Source organism: Psychrobacter sp. TAE2020 (assembly GCF_018919485.1).
In the GTDB taxonomy this organism is placed as follows: domain Bacteria; phylum Pseudomonadota; class Gammaproteobacteria; order Pseudomonadales; family Moraxellaceae; genus Psychrobacter.
Window position 1 is genome coordinate 2,715,362 of the sequence record NZ_JAHLMU010000001.1, and the last position, 22,180, is coordinate 2,737,541.

The 22,180-nt window shown below is 43.0% G+C and carries 27 protein-coding genes; 13 read left to right on the forward strand and 14 right to left on the reverse strand.

From position 1 onward, the window contains the following. The first annotated feature begins 153 nt into the window (after positions 1 to 153). From KPY62_RS14035 to KPY62_RS11185, 5 genes are all read left to right on the forward strand, one after another. The gene (locus tag KPY62_RS14035; protein ID WP_227677309.1) at positions 154 to 408 is read left to right on the forward strand and encodes a TIGR03643 family protein; all 255 of its coding nucleotides are present in this window, start codon (positions 154 to 156) and stop codon (positions 406 to 408) included. A gap of 174 nt (positions 409 to 582) precedes the next feature. Next, on the forward strand, positions 583 to 1,272 hold the full coding sequence (gene rpe / locus KPY62_RS11170; protein WP_216582044.1) for a ribulose-phosphate 3-epimerase: 690 nt from the start codon (positions 583 to 585) through the stop codon (positions 1,270 to 1,272). Positions 1,273 to 1,414: 142 nt separating this feature from the next. Continuing rightward, complete coding sequence (locus tag KPY62_RS11175; RefSeq protein WP_228730673.1) at positions 1,415 to 1,810, forward strand: hypothetical protein; 396 nt, start codon at positions 1,415 to 1,417, stop codon at positions 1,808 to 1,810. Between the two features lie 134 nt (positions 1,811 to 1,944). Beyond that, positions 1,945 to 2,256, forward strand: coding sequence for a hypothetical protein (locus KPY62_RS11180; protein ID WP_216582045.1), 312 nt, complete (start codon positions 1,945 to 1,947; stop codon positions 2,254 to 2,256). 198 nt (positions 2,257 to 2,454) lie between these two features. Beyond that, positions 2,455 to 2,766, forward strand: coding sequence for a hypothetical protein (locus tag KPY62_RS11185; RefSeq protein WP_201623868.1), 312 nt, complete (start codon positions 2,455 to 2,457; stop codon positions 2,764 to 2,766). Positions 2,767 to 2,865: 99 nt separating this feature from the next. Here the strand turns inward: KPY62_RS11185 and rpmG are convergent, their stop codons facing one another. Further along, on the reverse strand, positions 2,866 to 3,021 hold the full coding sequence (rpmG, locus tag KPY62_RS11190; protein WP_062533708.1) for a 50S ribosomal protein L33: 156 nt from the start codon (positions 3,019 to 3,021) through the stop codon (positions 2,866 to 2,868). A gap of 33 nt (positions 3,022 to 3,054) precedes the next feature. After that, complete coding sequence (gene rpmB / locus KPY62_RS11195) at positions 3,055 to 3,291, reverse strand: 50S ribosomal protein L28 (RefSeq protein WP_201623866.1); 237 nt, start codon at positions 3,289 to 3,291, stop codon at positions 3,055 to 3,057. 681 nt (positions 3,292 to 3,972) lie between these two features. Here rpmB and KPY62_RS11200 point away from each other — a divergent pair. Beyond that, entirely contained in the window at positions 3,973 to 4,683 is a 711-nt protein-coding gene (locus KPY62_RS11200; RefSeq protein WP_216582046.1) for a hypothetical protein, read from the forward strand. A gap of 175 nt (positions 4,684 to 4,858) precedes the next feature. On the opposite strand, the gene KPY62_RS11205 is transcribed toward KPY62_RS11200, so the two are convergent. The 9 genes from KPY62_RS11205 to KPY62_RS11245 all read right to left on the reverse strand — a co-directional run bounded on the left by KPY62_RS11205 (position 4,859) and on the right by KPY62_RS11245 (position 12,030). Beyond that, positions 4,859 to 5,440, reverse strand: coding sequence for a HupE/UreJ family protein (locus tag KPY62_RS11205; RefSeq protein ID WP_216582047.1), 582 nt, complete (start codon positions 5,438 to 5,440; stop codon positions 4,859 to 4,861). 50 nt (positions 5,441 to 5,490) lie between these two features. Then, entirely contained in the window at positions 5,491 to 6,159 is a 669-nt protein-coding gene (gene ureG / locus KPY62_RS11210) for an urease accessory protein UreG (protein ID WP_201623861.1), read from the reverse strand. Between the two features lie 92 nt (positions 6,160 to 6,251). Then, positions 6,252 to 6,995, reverse strand: coding sequence for an urease accessory protein UreF (locus KPY62_RS11215; RefSeq protein ID WP_228730674.1), 744 nt, complete (start codon positions 6,993 to 6,995; stop codon positions 6,252 to 6,254). Beyond that, entirely contained in the window at positions 6,961 to 7,428 is a 468-nt protein-coding gene (gene ureE / locus KPY62_RS11220; protein WP_216582048.1) for an urease accessory protein UreE, read from the reverse strand. Before ureE ends, KPY62_RS11215 begins: the two co-directional genes overlap by 35 nt. Before the next feature lie 27 nt (positions 7,429 to 7,455). After that, a complete protein-coding gene (gene ureC, locus KPY62_RS11225) occupies positions 7,456 to 9,162 on the reverse strand; it encodes an urease subunit alpha (RefSeq protein WP_216582049.1) in 1,707 nt (568 codons plus the stop codon). Further along, positions 9,155 to 9,487 carry an urease subunit beta gene (locus KPY62_RS11230; RefSeq protein WP_201623855.1) on the reverse strand — a complete coding sequence of 111 codons (333 nt, stop codon included), beginning with the start codon at positions 9,485 to 9,487 and terminating at the stop codon, positions 9,155 to 9,157. The genes ureC and KPY62_RS11230 overlap by 8 nt, the downstream gene beginning before the upstream one ends. Before the next feature lie 144 nt (positions 9,488 to 9,631). After that, entirely contained in the window at positions 9,632 to 9,934 is a 303-nt protein-coding gene (locus KPY62_RS11235) for an urease subunit gamma (protein ID WP_216582050.1), read from the reverse strand. 39 nt (positions 9,935 to 9,973) lie between these two features. Continuing rightward, the gene (locus KPY62_RS11240) at positions 9,974 to 10,858 is read right to left on the reverse strand and encodes an urease accessory protein UreD (protein WP_216582052.1); all 885 of its coding nucleotides are present in this window, start codon (positions 10,856 to 10,858) and stop codon (positions 9,974 to 9,976) included. A 380-nt stretch (positions 10,859 to 11,238) separates the two neighbouring features. Continuing rightward, a complete protein-coding gene (locus KPY62_RS11245; RefSeq protein WP_216582055.1) occupies positions 11,239 to 12,030 on the reverse strand; it encodes a cytochrome C assembly family protein in 792 nt (263 codons plus the stop codon). A gap of 385 nt (positions 12,031 to 12,415) precedes the next feature. Here KPY62_RS11245 and ffh point away from each other — a divergent pair, with 385 nt between their 5' ends. From ffh to KPY62_RS11280, 7 genes are all read left to right on the forward strand, one after another. Next, entirely contained in the window at positions 12,416 to 13,969 is a 1,554-nt protein-coding gene (gene ffh / locus KPY62_RS11250; protein ID WP_216582056.1) for a signal recognition particle protein, read from the forward strand. Positions 13,970 to 14,192: 223 nt separating this feature from the next. After that, positions 14,193 to 14,888 carry a tRNA (adenosine(37)-N6)-threonylcarbamoyltransferase complex dimerization subunit type 1 TsaB gene (gene tsaB / locus KPY62_RS11255; RefSeq protein ID WP_216582057.1) on the forward strand — a complete coding sequence of 232 codons (696 nt, stop codon included), beginning with the start codon at positions 14,193 to 14,195 and terminating at the stop codon, positions 14,886 to 14,888. 192 nt (positions 14,889 to 15,080) lie between these two features. Continuing rightward, positions 15,081 to 15,923, forward strand: coding sequence for an undecaprenyl-diphosphate phosphatase (locus KPY62_RS11260; RefSeq protein ID WP_216582058.1), 843 nt, complete (start codon positions 15,081 to 15,083; stop codon positions 15,921 to 15,923). Between the two features lie 126 nt (positions 15,924 to 16,049). Continuing rightward, positions 16,050 to 16,964, forward strand: a complete 915-nt coding sequence (locus KPY62_RS11265) for a class I SAM-dependent methyltransferase (RefSeq protein ID WP_216582059.1) — start codon at positions 16,050 to 16,052, stop codon at positions 16,962 to 16,964. 72 nt (positions 16,965 to 17,036) lie between these two features. After that, complete coding sequence (locus tag KPY62_RS11270; protein WP_216582060.1) at positions 17,037 to 17,276, forward strand: hypothetical protein; 240 nt, start codon at positions 17,037 to 17,039, stop codon at positions 17,274 to 17,276. A 28-nt stretch (positions 17,277 to 17,304) separates the two neighbouring features. Then, complete coding sequence (gene ubiA, locus KPY62_RS11275) at positions 17,305 to 18,255, forward strand: 4-hydroxybenzoate octaprenyltransferase (protein ID WP_216582061.1); 951 nt, start codon at positions 17,305 to 17,307, stop codon at positions 18,253 to 18,255. Continuing rightward, positions 18,248 to 18,940 (forward strand): DUF4112 domain-containing protein, encoded by a 693-nt coding sequence (locus KPY62_RS11280; RefSeq protein WP_216582062.1) that lies wholly within the window; start codon positions 18,248 to 18,250, stop codon positions 18,938 to 18,940. Before ubiA ends, KPY62_RS11280 begins: the two co-directional genes overlap by 8 nt. A 51-nt stretch (positions 18,941 to 18,991) precedes the next feature. Here KPY62_RS11280 and mnmC read toward each other — a convergent pair whose 3' ends face one another. The 3 genes from mnmC to KPY62_RS11295 all read right to left on the reverse strand — a co-directional run bounded on the left by mnmC (position 18,992) and on the right by KPY62_RS11295 (position 22,168). Then, on the reverse strand, positions 18,992 to 21,226 hold the full coding sequence (gene mnmC / locus KPY62_RS11285) for an FAD-dependent 5-carboxymethylaminomethyl-2-thiouridine(34) oxidoreductase MnmC (protein ID WP_216582077.1): 2,235 nt from the start codon (positions 21,224 to 21,226) through the stop codon (positions 18,992 to 18,994). 143 nt (positions 21,227 to 21,369) lie between these two features. Further along, positions 21,370 to 21,843 (reverse strand): hypothetical protein, encoded by a 474-nt coding sequence (locus tag KPY62_RS13805; protein WP_324033921.1) that lies wholly within the window; start codon positions 21,841 to 21,843, stop codon positions 21,370 to 21,372. Positions 21,844 to 21,856: 13 nt separating this feature from the next. Further along, positions 21,857 to 22,168, reverse strand: coding sequence for a YciI family protein (locus tag KPY62_RS11295; RefSeq protein ID WP_216582084.1), 312 nt, complete (start codon positions 22,166 to 22,168; stop codon positions 21,857 to 21,859). Between the last annotated feature and the right edge of the window lie 12 nt (positions 22,169 to 22,180).

Here is a 22,180-nt window from a genome sequence, read left to right on the forward strand (position 1 = left end):
TCTTCTGAGCACAATGGCGCTAAATCTGCACTGGCGCTTATGCAAGCTGATATGAATAAGGCGTTGCAACAGAAGCAGCGCCTTAGCGAAACTGAGGCTACAGGATCTACTGTCTCAAATGAGGCAACATCAGAACCAGTTACTGCGGTAGATATCGAAAATCTCGATGAGTCGCATCTCTCACGAATAATAGAAATGGCTTGGGAAGATAGAACCCCGTTTTCAGCCATCGAGCATAGCTATGGCTTAAACGAAGATGCAGTAATCAAACTGATGCGTCAAGAGTTAAAGCCGTCTTCTTTTCGCTTATGGCGAGAGCGAGTAACCGGGCGCGCTACTAAGCACCAAGCCAAGCGAGGCTTTGAAGTGGGCCGAGCTTATTGTAAAACTCAATACAAGCAGCGCTAAAATCTGCGCAGTATTTTTAGCTGATATGTTGGTTGGCAAGTAGTGGTTAACCGATAGCTTTTAAAATCAGCTGTTAAGCAGCACCGTTGAATAGGCAATTGCTAAAAAAATACGGTTAATAAATGGCTTATAATAAACAATATTTAATAAATCACCGTAACTAGGTAGCTCATTATGATTTTCCCCGCTAAGCAATACTTAATCGCTCCTTCGATCTTATCTGCTGACTTTGCCCGTTTAGGTGAGGAAGTGGAGAAGGTGTTAAAAGCTGGCGCTGATGTTATTCACTTCGATGTCATGGACAATCATTATGTGCCCAACTTGACTTTCGGCAGTATGATTTGTAGCGCTTTACGTGATTACGGTATTGATGCCCCGATTGATGTGCATTTAATGGTGTCGCCTGTCGATGGCATGATTGAACAGTTCTTAGCAGCAGGGGCAAGCGTTATTACTTTTCACCCAGAAGCTAGCGCTCATATTGACCGGTCGCTACAGTTGATCAAAGACGGTGGCGCAAAATGTGGCTTAGTATTAAATCCGGCCACACCATTACATTATTTAGACTATGTTATGGATAAAGTTGATCAGATTTTATTGATGAGCGTTAATCCAGGCTTTGGTGGTCAATCCTTTATTGAGAGTACCTTAAATAAGGTGCGTGACGTGCGTCAGCTTATTGATGCTAGTGGTCGCGACATTAGACTTGAGGTAGACGGTGGTATCAAGGCTAATAACATTCGTGCTATCGCTGAGGCAGGTGCTGACATGTTCGTCGCAGGTTCGGCTATTTTCAATCAAGATGATTATGCTGTAGCTATCAGCGCTATGCGTGCAGAGCTTGCGGCAGTGAATAACGGCTAAAGGTTTTAATTAGGTGTTTTCAATTTAGTAGCTTTAATTTAGTAGTTTTAACTAAGAGGCTGTAATAGGGGTAACTTGCTTTATCAGCATTTGACACCATTAAAGAGCTATATACTGATTGTAATGTCAACAGAGGTGATTTATGGACACACAGAACGTAATTTCCCGTTCAGCAGCAGCTGAGCATGCTCATAATACTGTCACGCCTCAAGCTGAGCGACCTAAGTCAAATCAGCACCCTAAGGTGCCTAGCATCGTCCCTAAGGGTATTACTATTGGTATGGCAGTACTTGCCTTGATACTAAGCTTAGCGGGTTATGGCGCGCGTATGATAGCCGGTCATGATACGGCAGAAGTTCTGCGTCATGCAGCGACGTTAGTACCGGCATTTATTATCGGTATTCCCTTACTTTTTTGGATTGGATCGCGTATTTTTAACAAAATCAAAGGTACTAATATTCAAGGCTGGAATGCAATAAGTTTAGGATACTTAACTTCTTGTATCTCGTTATTATGGTTGATGGGCACTTATAGTTAACGGCCTTATATTAATTGTTAGATAATAGTAGCCATTACAGAGAAGGCTTAAGCAATAATTCGTTATTGAATAGCCACTCTTATTTTATTAATTTTATAAATAAGTCATGAGTCTTATTATGACTGGACACTCGTATGCAAATCATGCCAACCCGTATTGCTAATATTATTTATCCCAAAGAGTTGCCCAACGTCTTATTCACTAGTCTTATTGTTGCTTGTCTCTTATTAGGGTTAGCGTCGCTGCGTAACGGTACGGGTTTACAAGGCTGGCTTAATGTGATTGAGAACTGGCTGCTGATGCTGCTGATACTACCTTTAGCGACTACTGTAGTTGCGCTACCTATGAAGTATCGCGATCCTACTTTTCAGTTAAAAATGACTTACTATATGGGTATGTTTGTTGCTTTACTATTTACCATAGGTAAACTGCGCTATTGGCGTTAAAGTAATTGCTGTAAAAACTTTATTTTGCCAAATTAATCCTAAAACTCATACAAGGCTTAGTTGGTTGCCCTTGAAATTTAAGGGAAAAGCGTCCATTGTATGGGTTGAGAACTATTTTACCCGCATTGCTATCAGGTGATTAGAGTGAGTGATTGTCAGGCTAGCTAGTATAAGACGGGATAATGAGGAAGAGGCCAAATGCCATACGATATTGATAATGAGATAGAATTAGATAACGATAGTGCTGATCAATTTTCTGGCTTTGCCAAAGAGACTACTCTTGAGCTAGTCGAAGCTGAAAATGGTACTTTATTATTGCGCGACACTGAAAAAGATGAAGAACCTTTAATGACTATAGATTTTTCTGATAAATTAAAAGATCTATTAGGCAGTGATACGCAAGCTATAGGTCAGCATATGATCCATGCGGCTATTCAAGTAATTATGCAAAAGCAAATGAGTCACTGGCATGCTCATGTCTATGATAAAGAGCCTAGCCACTATAGTTAACTGGTCTAGTTAAAACCGTAGCCAATAAAAAAGGGTTTATCAATTGATAAACCCTTTTTTATGCGTCTAATAATAGTCGTTAATTAAAATTAATGATTACTATTTAATTTTTGCTTCTTTAAATAACACGTGCTGACGAATTTTTGGATCGAATTTCTTCATTTCCATTTTGCCAGGCATAGTGCGTTTGTTTTTAGTAGTGGTGTAGTAGTAACCAGTACCGGCAGTTGATACCAACTTAATTTTATCTCTCATAACAACTTTCCTTTGAATAGTGAAGCGCTCGGCTTAAACTTTTTGACCTTTTGCACGCAAATCTGCTAGCACTTTATCAATACCAAGTTTATCAACGATGCGCATACCTTTAGTAGATATACGTAGACGTATGAAACGATTCTCAGACTCTACCCAAAAACGATGGTTATGCAGGTTTGGTAGAAAGCGACGACGGGTTTTGTTGTTTGCGTGCGAAACATTATTACCCACCATAGGGCGCTTTCCAGTCACTTGACAAACTTTAGACATGGTGAACTCCTAATCTATTAGGTATGAGATATTCTCATACCAGTCTGGGCAAGTTGCACAAATTTGCGGCATGGACACAGCAAGAGGCACATTGCACCAAACAAAACTATATGAAGGTTGAGCTGATTTTCTGCCATCTAAAGGCAAATGACAAGGTAACCAATTCAGAAAATTTTAAAGGCGACATTTATACCATATAATCAATAAAAATTCAAATTATTTTATAGTAAACGCTAACCTACTAAGTGCTTATTATACCTTGAATCCATAGAGTAATGTTATTGATTGCTCATGCAAAGAGTAAACTTTTAGTTATAAAAAAACAAAAATTCAGTAAGGTCGTTATTAGAAATACAATACAATGTATTAACAAATTCTGTGTTGAGGATAGTAAGTTGATTATCTGATGTTTATATAAAATTACCCAGCAATCCGCCTTATTTTTTGGCAAAATTTTGCTAATTTGGAGTTCAAAAATATGCTCTATAGTCCGCTAGCTTCTAAGTTGCTTCAATTCACAATGCTAAATTAGCCTCAGCTCTAGCAGGTTGTAGTGGGGATGGAGTAGATTCAATCGCTCTTCCGTTTGATGGTAGCGAGAGTGGTGGGTAGGCAAGTAGTGGTAATAACAATAGTGAAGAACAGCAGGCTGTTGAAGCGGTCAATATTAATAAAAGTAAATTGCTTGATGCTGACGGTAACGCAATTACTACTGTCAGTCTCGACGGCGCTTACTACAAAATAGAAGTAAAATATACAAACAAAAGTCCATTTTTTGATGCTAAGGTTAGCTTTTCAATTGATGCTGAGGGTGTTGCTTTGTCCCAAACAACCTCTGGTTATACTCTAACAAATAGTGAAGGTAAAGCTCGTATTTTCCTAAAACCCAATGCACCTAACGTTTCAGGCGCTTATACTATTTCAGCGAATGCAAGCTATAAAGGCAATACTGCTGCTGACAATTTAGATTTTTCTGTACAAGCAACTAATGTGACGCTCAGCGTACTAACGATGGGAACGTCGCTATTACCATCAGGTGTACAGGCAACGGTATCATTTAAGGTTAGTGATATAGCGAGCAATCCTTTGAGTGGCATACTCACTAATTTAAATAGTGGTGGCTTTTACGATTTAAACCCAATGCCTTCTGAAACGACTATTTCAGCAACGATAATAGATAAAACTGCTGGAGTTGGTAGTGGCAGCTGTGCTATAGAGTTAATTGGAGGCGTTAAAGTAGTACCTGATAATATGGCTGTTGGTAAGCTTGGTAATAACATCGGTACGATCAATACTTACAGGTTGCAGGAGTGTGAAGCCGGTGACTCTTTGGAAATATTGGTTACCTCACCTAACAACGAAACAACGACTCAAACTTATATTATTGAATAAATATCAGGAACTCTGAGCACAATAATCCTCAACTGCGTAGGGAGAGTTTTTGTATTAATTAGCACAAACTTAAAAAAGCATAACGATTTAAATTAGCAAATAACAGATAAAAAAATACTCCGTAGAGTTGGAGTATTTTTATTAATCGCTTATCTTAACACTTAACCGCTAGCCTTTAAGCCATGGCACTTAGCATAGCTACTAAGCCAATGCTTGCGATAGCAACACCAGTGACTCTCAAAGCTATGGTTTGCCACTTGCTCGCCACTAAGTAACCGACAGTATGCAGGGCGATAGTAGAGAGCATAAAGCCTACAATATAGCTGATTGCGCCATGACCTGCAGCTAATTCAATACCATGTGCATTACCATGTAAGGTACCAAACAGTGCACAGCATACCGTTAGCAGCAATAGCGAACTGCTGCGTCCAACTGCTAGTAGGCCACCTAGCACTACTAAGGATAGTAGAATGCCGTTCTCAACGGCTGGAATAGCCATGCCATTGATACCGAATAGCGCGCCAATTAGCATAAAGCTCACAAACGCTAACGGCAGTTGCCATGCCGGTTTACTACGGCCCATCACCGCTAACATACCTACCGCCACCATGGCTAATAAGTGATCCCAGCCTAATAAAGGATGAGTAATGCCTGCGAGCATACCTGAGGTATCGTGTCCGGGATGAGCCAAGGCTACTGAAGGCGCTAGTGTAACTAACATCAGTAACACGGTTTGACCGATTTTATTTTTGTTCATAATTTATTCCTAGAGTTATTTTTGCTGGTCAAACAGGTATTGTATTTTTACTAAGCCAATTGTTCATTGCTGGCCACACTAGTCACTTCTACTGAGAAGTCAGCTGGTAAGGGTCTAAGCATACCTTCGCGCTGAATAAAGTTGATGATTTCAGCGACTCCATCACCGCGCACTAAGTTGCTAAATACAAAAGGACGCTCGCCACGCATGCGCTTAGCATCTCTATCCATAACTTCTAACGAAGCATTGACCATAGGGGCTAAATCGGTTTTATTAATGATCAATAAGTCAGACTTAGTGATACCGGGACCACCTTTACGTGGGATTTTATCACCAGCGCAGACATCGATCACATATAAAGTCAGATCTGATAGTTCTGGGCTAAAAGTTGCCGATAGATTATCACCACCACTCTCTACAAACACTAACTCTAGATTGGGATGACGCTCTTGCAAAGTGTCGATGGCGGCTAAGTTCATAGAAGCATCTTCGCGAATAGCCGTATGCGGACATCCACCAGTCTCCACACCTAAGATACGATCTTCACTTAGAGCTTGATGACGTAGTAAAAACTCAGCATCTTCTTTAGTATAGATATCGTTGGTGACTACTGCTAAATCATAATGGTTGCGTAACGCTAAGCATAGCTGGCGTAGTAAAGCTGTTTTGCCTGATCCTACTGGACCACCTACACCGACTCGTAAACATTGAGTTGTCATTATTTGCTCCAGATAGAGTGATTTTAAAAGAATTTTCAAGGTACGTTAGCGACAATATCAGTCGATTTTAAACTAGTTCAGTATCAGTGCTATTAGCTGCGAAATAAACGCGAATATTGGCTCTCGTGTAAGCAGCTGGCGTGTACTTGCCCAGGTAGGCTCCAGCCAAGCTGCTCATCAGTAAGAGTAGTCGCTACTGCAAAGTGTGCTAATAATATTGGCTTTAGTAACACTAATAGTCGCTGTGCCGCTGTCTGACCTAAAGGTATAGTTTTGCTAGCTACAGTTAACTGGTTCTCAAGCCAACTCCACAAATACCCTACTGCTGCCCAATGGGCGCTGAGACCAAAATGTTGCGCAGCCAAGCTATAGACGCTCATAAAAGCAGGCTCTTCAGGTAGAGAGTCTACTTCTAGCTGCTGACCTTGCAATAAGCGTACTAACGCTAGCGCTTGCTGATCATCTTCAAATAGTAACTCATAAGTTTCACGATTGGCTCGCAAAAAATCATTCCAGTACACTATTTGCTGAGCATCATTGTTGATCCTAGCAGCGCACAAGCGCAATAGCACTGGAATATCCAGATGGGCCATTGCTTGTAACATGCCATCAAGCCAACTCTCAAGCTCGGCCTCATTAGTCACCCAGCCCAGCTCAATGGCCGACTCTAAGCCACTAGAGTAAGCAAAACCACCTATAGGTAGGGCAGGGCTGGATAAGTGTAACAGCGCCAGTAATTGACTAGCGTCGATCTGTGTAGCACCAGTTTGCACAGCATTAGCTTGCACACTAGTTGGACTATTAATGTTCATGATGGCCCGGTTCATGACTGTCATGATTGTGTTGACCATGATAAGCGCCAGCCTCAGGATGGAAAGGGGCGGCGCCTACTTCTAAACGTAAGCCTAAATGTTCAGCCAAATGTTCTAAGACGTGATCTGGTTGAAAGCGTAGCCAGCAATCGCCTAACTGCAAAGTCACGTGTCGATTCCCTAAATGGTAGCAAGCACGTGCAAAGCTTGGCCAATCATCGGCATAAGCAGTCACTACTGACTCCGGTTGAGCGACTACTGCGAAGACACGACCATCTTCTGCTTGCAAGCGATCATCCTGAGCTAGTACTTGACCACGCTCTAAAAACACTCCTACCTCGATACCTTGGTCGCTCACCGCTTTAAAGCGACCTTTTTGGCGCTGTTCAAAGGCTAAGGTTATATAGTCATCAGCTGGCTGTTGGTTATCAGCTAAATATTGAGTTATTTTTAACACTTCTTTCTCCATAGTAGGTGGGGCGTCTTAAAACAACATATACAGTTGAGCTAGTGGTAATACTTCAGCTGGCTCGCAACTTAATAGCTCGCCGTCGCAGCGTACTTCATAAGTTTGCGCATCAACTTCTATCTTTGGAGTGGCGTCGTTATGAATCATATCTTTCTTTTGAATATTGCGAGTATTAACACAAGCTACTAGCTCTCGAGTCAATCCTAATTGAGTGACCAAATCCCGCTCAAGCGCCGCTTTACTGACAAAAGTTACACTGCTTGCAGAGGCTGCACGACCAAGCGCGCCAAACATCGGACGATAATGTACTGGCTGCGGGGTAGGAATAGAGCCGTTAATATCACCCATTGGTGCGTAAGCAATGCTACCGCCTTTTAACAGTAACGCAGGTTTAATACCGAAAAAAGCCGGATCCCATAATACTAAGTCTGCAAGCTTACCGACTTCTACTGAACCCACTACATGGGAAATACCATGAGTAATAGCAGGGTTAATAGTATATTTAGCTATATAACGTTTAGCACGAAAGTTATTGCAGCCAAGCGCTTCATCTTCCGGCAATAGACCACGCTGCTGGAACATTTTATCAGCAGTTTGCCAACTACGGCACACTACTTCTCCAACGCGTCCCATCGCTTGGCTGTCAGAGGAAATCATTGAGATAACCCCTAAATCTTGCAAAATATCTTCGGCAGCAATGGTTTCTTTACGAATACGAGAGTCCGCAAACGCCACATCTTCAGGGATATTAGGGTCTAAATGATGACAGACCATCAGCATATCTAAATGCTCGTCTACCGTATTGACAGTGTAAGGTCGGGTCGGATTAGTGGACGAGGGCAACACATTAGAAAGACTGCAAGCCTTTAGAATATCCGGTGCATGACCACCGCCTGCGCCTTCGGTATGATAAGTATGAATAGTGCGGCCTTTAAACGCCCCCAAAGTATCATCGACAAATCCTGATTCATTCAAAGTATCAGTATGAATAGCTATTTGTACATCGTACTCTTCAGCGACCGATAAGCAGCAATCAATCAGCGCTGGGGTTGCGCCCCAATCTTCATGAATCTTCAGTCCCATAGCGCCCGCATCTAACTGCTCGCGTAACGGCCCTGGTAAACTGGCACTACCTTTGCCCATAAAGCCAAAGTTCATCGGTAGCTGATCAGTCGCTTGTAGCATGCGGGCAATATGCCAAGCACCAGGCGTACAAGTCGTTGCTTTACTACCTGTTGCAGGCCCAGTACCGCCACCAACCATAGTAGTAATACCTGAGCAGATGGCCTCTTCAATTTGCTGTGGACAGATGTAATGAATATGAGTATCAACACCACCTGCCGTCAGTATTTTACCTTCACCAGCGATGACTTCACTACAAGCACCTATGTTAATAGTCACGCCATCCTGAATATCAGGATTACCCGCTTTACCAATGGCGCTAATACGACCGTTCTTGATACCAACATCAGCCTTGACGATGCCCCAATGATCTAAAATCACTACATTAGTAATAATAGTGTCGACGGTATCAGCATCACCAAGTTGGCTCTGACCCATGCCATCACGTATAACTTTGCCACCGCCAAAAGTAACCTCGTCACCATAACAAGTATGATCGTGCTCAATCTCAATCCATAGTTGAGTATCTGCTAGACGAATTCTATCGCCAGTAGTAGGACCGAACATTTCTGCATAAGCGCTGCGACTGATTTTAGACATGGTCTTCTCCTACTAATGTTGATAATGGGCCCATGACATCGCCTCTAAATCCATAAACTCGGCGCAAACCTCCGAGGGCAACTAAAGTCACGCTGCGCTGCTGACCGGGCTCAAAACGCACGGCAGTACCAGCAGCAATGTCTAGACGGAAGCCCATGGCCAGCTCACGATCTAATTGCAGTGCTGGGTTCACTTCGGCAAAGTGATAATGAGAGCCAACCTGTATTGGTCTATCACCAGTATTAGCTACTATCAAAGTACGTTTTTCACGACCAGCATTTAATTCAATATCGCCAGTGGCTAGCTGTAGCTCTCCAGGTTTCATCTCGGTTCCTAGTGTTAAATAAGATTTAGTATTAATGGAGATAGGATTTAATCAGACCTACGATTAGGTTAAAAAAGTATTTATGACCTTGTGCCATGAGTATGTGTTTTTCTAGCATACTGTTAGTAACAAGTAGAGCAAGTATTATTGAATGGGGTTATGCAAAGTAACTAGCTTAGTACCATCGGGGAAAGTAGCTTCAACTTGTATCTCTGGTATTAATTCTGCCACCCCGTCCATTACTTGCTCGCGTGTCAGCCAGTTACGGCCACTACCCATAAGCTCAGCTACCGTACGGCCATCGCGTGCTCCTTCCAACAAAGCGGCTGATAAATAAGCAACCGACTCAGGATAGTTGAGCCTTAACCCGCGAGCTAGCCTACGCTCAGCTACTAAACCGGCGGTGAATAACAGTAATTTATCTTTTTCTCTTGGGCTTAATTCCATGGTGTTGTTCCTTAGATGAGCTAAATATAGTCAGTAAAATTAGGTAAGCCAAATACGGGGGATACAAGCAGGGCGCTGGAGTAGCACAGGTCGGATTAGCGCCCAAGCTTGCCACATGCCATCACGGCATTCGTTCATATCATTGCCCAAATAGCGTACTAGCAGCACCCCTAGGCGCTGAGTGATAGTAAAAACTTGCTTAGACAGGCAGGCGCGTAACGCTTTGATTAAATCAGACTGAGGGCTAGCATCAAAGCCTGGTTGTAGAGTAAATCCGCTGGCAAGCAAAGTGCCAAATACGACGTTATCTGCCAACCCCACTCGGCTCTGCTGCATTTTGCTACCAGCAGTTAGCTGTAAGCGCTCATTGAGTACTAAACGGCCATCACGCCATAAGGAAATATGCTGGCTCAGTGAGCCTTTATCAAAGACTTCTTTAGCCGCTGGGCGTCCCAGACATACTAAGTCCCAACCTATAAACCGTGCGTTAGCAGACAATTCAATCCGGGTATCTAAGCGGGCATTGGCATCTCGAAAAACGATAGTCTCTTGTGGCAGCCATTCACATTCAGCATTGTCCAGCAAAGTTAACTTTACTGACTGACCTTGAGCGACGCCATCACTATCACGCCCATAGACTTTGCCTGCAGAAGGAGTAGTTAATAGGCTTTGGCTATCGGCTACACAGTGAGCTTGTATTTTTAATTGGTCACCAGATACTAAGCCACCGGGTGGATGCAGGATGTATAAATGACAAACACCACCTTCGGGATAAAAGGGACGTTGAATACGCAGCGGCCCGCTAAAAGACAGCTGCTTAAGATAGGTTTTATTGGCTGTTGGTACTAGCTTAAGTTCAAGCTCGGCGAGCCATTGTCTGTTTTTGCCATAACCTTGGGAGGCGGCGCTAGGTGCTGAACTCATTGTCGAAGGCCATGTTATGAGAGGTGCAAATCGTTGTGGTAATAGAGGAGTATAATGATTGGAAAATCAAAATACTGGTACGGTTATTAATACTAGTATTAGCATTATAAATAACCAGCGCTGCATTGTTAATGCAATATTGGTGCCAACCTTATTACGGGCTAAATTATAACATTTATCCCTATAAATGTTATAAAAAAACCAAAGTAGTGCATAAAATTGCAAGGCTGAGGCTGGAATGATGCCGATGATCGAAAAAGACACTAAGGCGGGTTGAACAGCGATAAGTAGAGACGGCCGATAGCTGCTAGTGAATCAAAGCAGTGTTGCAGATCATATGCCAATGTAAGGTAATGTAGATACCCTAATTACAATACTAGTTAGAGCACTAATTCCAAAACAAATTTACTGCCAACGAAACCAATAGCTAACAATATAAAGGCATAAATGGTGATGTTAGCAGCACGCTTACCACGCCACCCTGCACGCCAATTCCCTAGTAGCAGCACCCCAAATAATAACCATGACAGTACACTAAACACTGTTTTATGTACGATATGCTGAGAAAATAAGTCTTCTACATAGACGAAGCCTAGTCCCAGCGCAATACTGAGCAGCACAAAACCCACTAGGATCATGTCAAATAATAGCCCTTCCATGGTTTGCAAAGAAGGTAGCTTATTGACCCAGAAACGATGGATAGTGTGTTGTTTTAGTTCACCAATTTGCAGTCGCAAAAATAGCGCTTGTACGGTGGCCATCAGTAGCACACAGTAAGCGGCGAATGATAGTATAATATGAGCTTCTAAACCGACACTGACATGAGTTAAAGGCTGATAAGCCACTCGACCAATGAATCCTATAGTCATACCGATAAAGGCAGTTGGCGCTGCCAAAATACCTAAACTGACAATCGGTCTATACAATGAGAACAGGACATAAAAGAATAAGAAAAATAAGCTGATGAGACTGAGCACATTAAATAGGTTAAAATTCAGCCCATAAAGAGTGAATATGTAAGGGTACAATAGGGTAGCGTGCGCAAGCATTCCCAGTAGCAATAGGCCCAGACTCAGGCCTTTATTAATAGTACTATTGGCCGTCAGCGCCCAACCGATGTAGATACTGACCGCGATATAAGCCATACTGGCTATCACAAAAGCAAGTAACACAGCTAAGCCTCATTAATTATCAGCAGCGCAACCTAGTGGCTATTATTACTCAGGGCCGCTCAAGTTAATGCTAAAATGGTATGATTAGAATAAGCCTACAATTTATCATAAAACAGCCTTCAATTGAGAATCATATCCATTATTATTTTAGCCGAGTCAATATTGTTGAGTCATTATTAACGACGCAGGATCAATATTGATCTACTATTGGGAAATTCTAGCACAAGCGCTTAAATAATAAACGGGTGAATTGAAACCAGTGGCTTGCAACAGTTGATGAACACTAATTAAAATACGGCTAACGACAACATAGCTAAACAAAACACTATTGGCTACAACAGATTTAAAGAATACATATTAACTAATGACCTAATGAGAATTACTTATGTTTGATACCTTAACCGAACGTCTATCGTCGAGTTTACGCAATATCTCTGGCAGTGGACAATTAACCGAAGACAATATCAAAGACACTTTGCGTGAAGTACGTATGGCGCTTCTGGAAGCTGACGTAGCCTTGCCAGTGACTCGTGACTTTGTTAAACGAGTCAAAGAGCAAGCGCTGGGCGCAGAAGTGTTAAAAGAGTTAGCTCCTGGACAAGCCTTTGTAAAAATAGTCCACGATGAGCTGACCGAAATGATGGGCAGTGCCAATCAACAGTTAGAAATGACTGGCAAACCCCCAGTAGTTTATATCTTAGCAGGCTTACAAGGTGCTGGTAAAACGACTACTGCTGGTAAACTGGCCAAGTTCCTACAAGAGCGTCACAAGAAAAAAGTTATGCTAGTGTCGGCTGACGTCTATCGTCCAGCAGCGATCAAGCAGCTTGAGCAAGTGGCTGGGCAAGTCAATGCCAAGTTCGTCAATTCAAGCAGCGACGAAAACCCTATTGATATTGCGCTACGAGCTATTGAAGAGGCTAAAATTCAGTATCAAGATATCTTGATTATTGATACCGCTGGTCGTCTGGCTATCGACGAAGCTATGATGGATGAGATCAAGGCCTTAACCGCTGCAGTCAATCCTTCTGAAACTCTATTTGTAGTCGATGCTATGACCGGTCAGGATGCGGCAAATACTGCCAAAGCATTCGATGATGCCTTGCCTTTGACTGGGGTCATCTTAACCAAGACTGACGGCGATGCTCGTGGCGGTGCTGCGCTATCAGTACGTGCTATCACTGGCAAGCCTATTAAGTTCTTGGGTCGCGGTGAAAAATTAGACGCGCTAGAGTTGTTCCATCCTGAACGTATTGCCCAACGTATCTTAGGTATGGGTGATGTGTTAAGTCTAGTCGAAGAAGTTGAGCAAAAAATCGATCGTGACAAAGCCGAAAAAATGGCTAAAAAGATGCAAAAGGGTGGCGAGTTCGACCTTGAAGATCTACTGACTCAGTTTCAACAAATGAAAAGCATGGGCGGCATGGCAGGCTTCCTTGATAAGATGCCGGGTATGGGTGGCTCTGATATGCAAAAAGCCGTTGAAGATGCTAAGCCTGAAGAAAAAGTACGTGAGATGGAAGCTTTGATTAATTCAATGACCCCATTTGAGCGTAAAAACCCAGATAAGATTAACCCTAGTCGTAAACGTCGTATTGCCGCAGGCTCTGGTCGCGAGATTCAAGACGTCAATCGCTTGCTTAAGCAACATAAGCAAATGGCAAAAATGATGAAAATGATTTCCAAGCCTGAGGGTATCGGTAAAATGATGAAATCCATGCAAGGGTTGATGGGTGGAGGCGGTGGCGCTGCAGGTGGCGGTGGTCCGTTATTTGGCGGTGGCGGCGGTCAATCAGGCGGTATGAAAGATGTCAACCAAGCGGCAATGGCTAAGCAAATGGGACTGGATCCTAATAATTTGCCAAGCGCTGAGGATATGCAAAAGCAAATGCAAGAGATGCAGAGTCAAGCACCAAAAGGCTTTAAAAAGCGCTTTTAGCTCAAACTGATTGCCGTATCATAACCGCAGTATAGAACCTCAATGCTAACTATAGCTTTGGGGTTTTTATAAATATGTCTTACTCGCTTAGTGAATGCTTCGGCATCGACAATACTTTTCGATGGATAAACTGTGGAAAGTGCAGAAAGTCATAAAAGTTGTTGAATTGAAATGCTATGATAGGCGCTATTTTGTAAAGCCAGCAAGTACAACTGAGGTCAGCATGTTTTTAGCCATGGATACCGTTTTTGATCAATGTTCGATTGCTATTTTAGACAGCAGCGGCAAAGTAATATCAAACCAAACTGAAACGGGTAAGCGTCAGCAAACCCAGCAAATATTGCCGATGATAGATTCGGCACTAAAGGGCAATCAGCTGCGATTGGCAGATGTGCAAGCATTAATATTCAATCGTGGCCCAGGTGCTTTTAGTGGTATTCGTATCAATACTGCTGTGGTACAAGCCTTATCGGTAGCCCAAGATTTACCATGCGTGGCTATCTCTAGCTTACAAGCTATAGCGCAGTCTGCTTATGTACAGCATGGTCTAACGCAAGTGTATAGCGCCCTCGATGCACGGATGCAGCAAGTGTATTTTGGTCACTATTGTCTAATGGACGGTATTATGCAACCAGCGCCTGTAGATGCAGAATCTATGGATGCGGCGGATACTGAGCAATTGCTAGATTATGACAGTCAAACGCCACTCAATTTACCTATTGTTGGCAATGGTGCTAGCTTACTCAAGCATTATGATGGACAACTCAGCTATGACGATATCAATCCTGATGCGGCTATCATTGGGCAATTAGGTATCGCCCAGTTTGTAGCGAGCGGTGGTACTGAGGCGGCGCAAGCTTTACCAAAATATTTGCGTAATCAAGCTTGGAAAACGCTGAAAGAACAAGGTAAAGCTTAAAGCTTTACTAGCAGCTAAAGGTCAGTACTAAGCTAATGTCAGTACTAAGCTAATAAAGCATTAATACTAGCCTAAGTATTTTTATAACAGTATTCTTATAACGGCTAATGAACCCCTTAAAGGTACAAAAGTCATCAACAGATAACATGACAGCATCCAGTAGTTAGTAGTGCTGTTTTTAGGATAATAAAAGTGGATATAGTTTTATTAATTCAAGCCGTCATCATGGGTATTGTTGAAGGTATCACTGAGTTTTTACCCATCTCTAGCACTGGCTATCTGATTTTATCAGCTGATGTCATGGGTTTTTGGACTAAAGAAAAAGTTGATTTGTTCATAGTGGTAGTGCAATTAGGCGCTATTTTAGCAGTTATTTATGACTATTGGGGACGCCTCTGGCAAGCGCTTACTGGATTAATTACTGGTAAGTCTGAAGTGCTAAAAAACCCTCGCCAGCTCGGTCTTAGCTTGATAGTTGCTACTATTCCAGTGATGATCCTTGGTTTTACTTTTGCCGATGAAATTAAGCTTTACTTATTCAATCCTGTCACTGTAGCTATCATGCTGATCATTGGTGGTTTACTGATTTTTTATGTTGAAAACCGCCCAAAAGTCATTATCGCTGAGGAAGCTGAAGATGTCAGTCTCAAGACGGCACTGATGATTGGTTTATTTCAATGTTTTGCCTTAATACCAGGTACTTCGCGCTCTGGCGCTACTATCGTAGGAGCGCTATGGCTTGGCGTCTCTCGTAAAGCCTCAGCTGAGTTTTCCTTCTTTTTAGGCATTCCAGTTATTATTGGTGCTGGGTTGCTTGATTTAATTAAGCATCATGAGGTAATGTCCACTAGTGAAGATTGGTGGGTGCTTGGTATAGGTACGCTAGTGTCCTTTGTAGTCGCACTATTGTCTATTCGCTGGTTAGTGGCTTGGGTTAGCCGCCGTGACTTTAAGATTTTTGCTTGGTTGCGCATTATTACTGGCATCGTGGTATTAGTAGCGGCTTGGGTATTCGGCTATCAGTTTGCAGGCTAAGTCTTTGCAGATCATGTCAATTAGATTTATCAGCAAACTTTACCAACAATCGATCATTAAGCGGTTTTATTAATATTTGAATAGCTTGTTGAATAGCTTGATGAATAGTCATAAGAGATAGCAGTTATGAGCACTTTGCAAACATCTACAACGGCTATCAGCATTCAACGTTGCAAGTTGGTTTACGTTAACGAAGTCCAGCAAGCGCAAATTCAGCAGTTGCAGGCGCTGATCAGTCAGCACAACTTATCTTTAGAGCTAACTACTGAGCTAATAACTGACAAGCTTACTCAAAAGCGTCGCGCACAGCTGAGTGCAGAATCGGCATCAGCGCTTCTACTATTAGACCACAAAAACCAGCTATCGTTATTGAGTGCTGGTTTAAGTGTAGCGCCGGAATGGGACAAGCTGCAACGGCGAGTGGTCAGTGCTGGGCGCAAAACTGAGCTGTTATTACAAGCTGCTAAACTTAGCATTGGTAGCAAAGTTATTGATGCTACAGCTGGCTTTGGACATGATAGTTTGATATTAGCGAGTACTGGTGCACAAGTAACTATGCTAGAGCAGCAGCCTTTAATGGCGCTGTTATTGTTGACTGAACAGCAGCGCATGAGTACCCAGCCTAATTGGCAAAAGCTGATGTCACGTTTGCATATTATTAATACTGATGCATTAAGCTATTTCAGCTCTCTACAGCATATCCAAACAGACGATTCTATAAGCTCTGGCGCCACTAAACAGAAGGTAGATGTTATTTATTTAGACCCTATGTTTCCGATAGATAGCTATCAAGACAGTAAGACCGGTAAAGGCGCTAAAGTTGGTAAGCAAATGCAAGCATTGCATGGTTTAGCGCAGCCGCCAACACTAGTTGAAGAGCAGCAGTTACTACAAAGTGCGCAATCGCTTTTGAGCAATAATCAACAGCAAGCTGGGCGAGTTATCGTCAAGCGTCCGCCGCAGGCAGCGCTATTGGCTCAACAGCAGCCGACTGAAACTTGGCAGAACGAAGCACTACGTTTTGACGGTTATTTCACTTAAAGGTTATTTGATTTAAAGGTTATTAGCTGCCTTACTTTATCTGCTTAAGCTAAGTGATACGGGGGATTGTTGATGTCAATGATAGTGGTTTATCTAGTAGGTGCATGGTTGCTACTGATGCATATTGCTATGCGTAGGCACATTCGCCAGCTTGAAAAGCGCTTAAAGCAAGTGACCGACCCAACCGAGTACTTGACTTATTTACGCCAGCAGCCAGTACACAGTGATAAAGTAGCTTCGATTAAAGCGTTACGAAAACAGTATCCTGAATTATCTCTGCTAGAAGCCAATCAATTATGGCAGCAAAAATAAATACTATAAAAATAGAGACCATTAACTAATGATATCTAAGCGGCCAGCCTTAAATTTCAAAGACAAACTTCATGCTTACATGCAGCTGACGCGCTTTGATAAACCCGTGGGCATTGAGCTATTGTTATGGCCAACTTTGTGGGGCGTGTTGCTTGCAGCAATGAGCCAAGCGCAACAGCAAGGCTCTAGTACTGGCGTAACGGCAGGTTTACCAAGCTTAAAAGTGTTTATCATTTTTGCCCTAGGAGCAATTTTGATGCGAGCGGCAGGTTGTGCTATTAATGACTTTGCTGATCGTAAAGTCGACGGTTTCGTCACTCGTACTAAAGGCCGGCCGTTGGCTGATGGGCGCTTATCTAGTAAAGAAGCTATTGCAGCGTTTTTAGTATTAGTAGCATTGAGTGCCAGCTTACTATTCTTTTTACCGGTGCAAGTGTTTTACTGGTCTCTTGGCGCCGTGGTATTGGCTTTTATTTATCCTTTTATGAAGCGCTTTACCCAGTTACCGCAACTGTTCTTAGCAGCGGCCTTTGGCTGGGCGATACCTATGGCTTATGTGGCGATAGTCGGCGTTCCTGATATTTGGTGTTGGCTGTTATTCTTAGCTTATATGTGCTGGACTGTGGCTTATGATACGCAGTATGCGATGGCTGACCGCGAAGATGATCTAAAAATCGGAATCAAATCAACGGCTATTTTATTTGGACGTTATGACGTAGTCATTATCTCGCTACTGCAAACTCTGTTTTTATTATTAATGGGCATAGTTTTGTGGCATTATTTTTCAGTGACCCGTTTAGGCTTTATTCCCGTATTTGGCTTAGCATTAGTAGCGATGATGTTCGCTAAACAAAATAGCGCTTGCGCCAGTCGGCAAGCCGCTGCTTGTTTCCAAGCCTTTTTGGCTAATATTTGGGTTGGACGTTACTTGTTCTTGCTGATAGCAGCCTCTTGTATATGGACGAGCTTTAATGGATAACTCAAATTTACCGCCCCAATCTAAGCGGTCAAAGCTACTAAAAACTAAAGGTTTAGCTGCGAAGTTAAATAAATCTGCTCCTAGTACAGCACCTAAAATCGACTATCAGCTAAGGCTTGCAGAGCAGGGGCTGACTCGTGAGCAAGTGATTGCCACTGAGCGTAAATTGGCAAAATTTGCTAATACTATGGATTCGCTAGTACGAGTGCCTTTTACTAAGCAAGGCGTTGGCGCAGATGCTGCGTTATCGACGATACCACTAGCTGGGGACATAGCAGGATTAGCATTAACTAGCTATGCCTTTATGTTGGGTCGGCAATTGGGTGTTCCTGCTAGTAAGATGTCTCCAGCAGTACGTTTAGCCTTGATTGATATGGTGGTGGGTATCGTGCCTGGAGTCGGCACATTATTGGATATTTTTATTCGACCTAGCCGTAAAACGCTTAGCATCGTCCATAAGCATATCCATGAAGAGTATGGTATTACGGATACTATTCATATGGATCGGCCGTTTTTGCATCAGCAGTTAGAAGATAAGCAACAGCACAGTCGCTTTTGGCGCAATCCTATTGTTGCTTGGCTTTATCTGCACATACCTGATTTTTTGGGGATGATTGTGCTGATAGCGCTAGTATGGGGACTGTGGTCAATAATCATTTGGATAACTGGATTTTTTGCTCCATAGAGTAGCTATGTTATAGCAACTTTAGCCGATCTATTTTATATTTTGCTACCACTAAACCAACGGCGTCTGCAACAGGCTACGCTGTGGTGATAGTCTGGCGAGCATAGCAGCAGATGCAGGAGCGAAGTTGCCCAGCATGATATCTGCTAATATTTCGGCGCACAGTGGAGCATAAGCATAGCCTTTGGCCCCCATCGCACTTAAGGTCCAAATACGACTTTGCCCTGACCCTAACTGACCTAGTATCGGGTGATAGTCAGGGGTTTGAGTGCGTACCCCAGCACGAGCTTGCCAGCCACTAGTATCCGTAGGTATTACTGCTGCTAACTCAGGGATAGCTGCTATTAATTTATCACGACTGACTTGATGTTCAGCAGCGCGTATCTCTGTAGATATATCATTACGTACAAAGCTGGCACCTAATAATAGTTGCTGCCGTCCTTCATCCACATTATTGATGCTACTGTCGTCCATTTGCGGCGTAAATGGGGCACAATAACCGCTATATTTAAGCGGTAGTTTAGGTAGCTTTGCCCATTGTGCTGCTGTCGGGGTAAACCAAGATAATTGCCCGCGAATTTTACGACAATCAAAAACACGCCTATCTAATTCATGACTTTCAAAAGCGGCACAAATGATCACATTATCTGCGGTGATAGTTTTTTTAATAGTCTTCTCACCAGCGTCGCTATATGCATTTTTCCAATAGTCTGTATCAGCACTATGACCCGTAATACAAACCTGCAGGGCAGTTTCATTAATAGCAGTCACCGTTAATTGCTGATAGGTAATCAATGGATGGTTAAGTATCAAGGTTTTTAGCGCTTGCGGATTGACTAAGCCTGACTGTGGTAGATATAAGTTTTCGGCTAGTGCTTGCTGCCCTAAGTTTGTAGCATCTTGCGCTTGTGCGACTGACAAGGTAGTAGCCATCTTAGGAGGATATGCTGAGATTTGTTCAACGTTGACATTGGCTTTGATTAGCAAATCGAGCGCGCCTGTTGGCTCTAGTACTAAGGCTGTACCGGTTTGAACGGCTTGCTCATTGAGCTGCTGATAAAAACGACAGCTGTACAGATAGCCCAGAGTATGCAGATGCTCATCAACATGATGGATAGGAGTCATTTTAGGAGCTAGTAGGGCACGTGGGTTGCCGGAGGCTCCTGCTAATGGAGCTGTTTTATCTAGTAAAGTCACCTTAATACCACGATTGGCTAATGACCATGCTGTTGATAAGCCAGCAACTCCAGCACCAATGACTAAACTATGACTAGGGTTACCCAAGGCAGTTTGATGGCCGTTGGTTTTTTCTACAGTTGACTCTATAGCAGTTGTTGTACTTTGCTCTAAAGTCGACGACATTATCTTGCCACTAGCGCCATTCGCTGACAACGATTCTGCCGTCATCACCGCAGTAAGCATCTCATTTTTACGGCCAAAGCCTTTGATCTTTTTTAGGGCAAAACCGTTATTTTGTAAACCACGTTTGACCACCCCAGCACAGCTATAAGTAGCGACACTAGTACCCAGCTGTGACAAGCGCTGTATTTGCGCAAACACCGCATCGGCCCATAATGACTCATTGCAAGAAGGGGCAAAACCATCTAATAGCCAAGCATCGACGTGCGCCGCTCGACTACTAGCAGTGCGATTCTGTAATTTGGCTAAGCTAGTGGCTGCATCACCCAGCCAGATATCGACGGTCAAGTTATCAGCAGGGAAGGTCAGCCGATGCGCGCCAGCAATAAGCATTGGATAAGTCACTAGTAGCTGCTTGATGAGATCAGCGAGTTCAGGCGCACGCTGTGCCCATAAGCTCAGTATCTTAGTTAAGTCATCGAGGGATAAGGGGTGCATTTCAGTAGTAATAAAATGCAAGCGAGCGTCAGCTAACTGTGGCTGAGTGATACGCAGTTGTCGCCATAACTGCCATACTGCTAATAAATTAAGCGCAGTACCAAAACCCAACTCAACGATAGTAAAGCTCTGCTGCTCAGTTAGATTTGCCAAACGTTCAGTCAGTTGATTACCATTGATAAATACATAGCGCGACTCTGCTAAGCCATCGGCATGAGAGAAGTAGACATCACCGAACTCCCCTGATACTGGCACTTTATTGCCGCTATCGTCCCTTTGCCATTCGATTTTTGCAGGGGTAATAACTTGCTCATTTATTAAAGGGTTCGGAGCGCTAAGTACTATGGAGTCTGTTTTAGCGACATTTTTACTGGCATTGTTAGTGGCACTGTTAGTGGCATTGGAATGGTCATTAGCATTATTGGTCATAAACACCATCAGTTATAAGAGTAGCGTCATTCACAGCTAGAGGTCTTAGAGTATTTTTTTTAAAGGATTAGCATTATGGAAGTAGTTAGTATTATGAAAATAGTTAGCACGATTTTCATAAAAAACCAGCTATTAGCATACTACTACCAACGTTCCCGCCGCACAAACACTAACCAAGAGACAAAGATACCTACTAAGAGACTTATTAGTACGGTAAAAGCACCGTATAAAAACAGCTGGCCTTTACTCTCATATACTAAGACATTAGTCTGCGTTTGCAGGTCATTGACTTGTCTTTGTAATTGCGCATTTTGGCTAAGCAACTTTTGATTGGCAGCAGAAAGTGCCTGATTTGACGGCTTTAATTGCGCGGCTAAAGTGTTATCTATAGTCGCAGCTTCACCTGTCGGCTGTTCGGTATTAGCCTCAGTAGCTATATCAGTAACTATAGCAGGCTGAGCTGAAGGAGCACCAACTGCTACTGGTAATGCTTGCGCTGAAAAAGTTATAAATAAAATCAGACAAACAGCTATAAGTTGATAACTAGAGCGCTGATAAATAACGGACACTAGCTTATTAGTAGGTGTTGAGTATTTTGAGGGTAACAATGCACTCACGGTGGCGGACCTTTTATATAGGTTTAGGTAAAACGTGGATAAAAGGTTTAATATCGACATGGCTATATACACCATCACGTAAGTAAGGCTCAGCACTTGCCCAAGCTTGTGCCGCCTCAAGGGATACAAAGTCAGCGATGACAATACTGCCAGACATCTCTATTGTATCGCCGCTTTGGTGGTGTGCAATAGGAGTAGGCCCAGCAACGAGTAGACGTTGCTCACTATCGAGAGTGTACAGGCGTGCTAAATGCTCTTCACGAGTAAGTTTACGTTGCTCAGCACTGTTAGCAACATCATGACCAATGATCGCAAATAAGGGCATTAGGACTCCTCA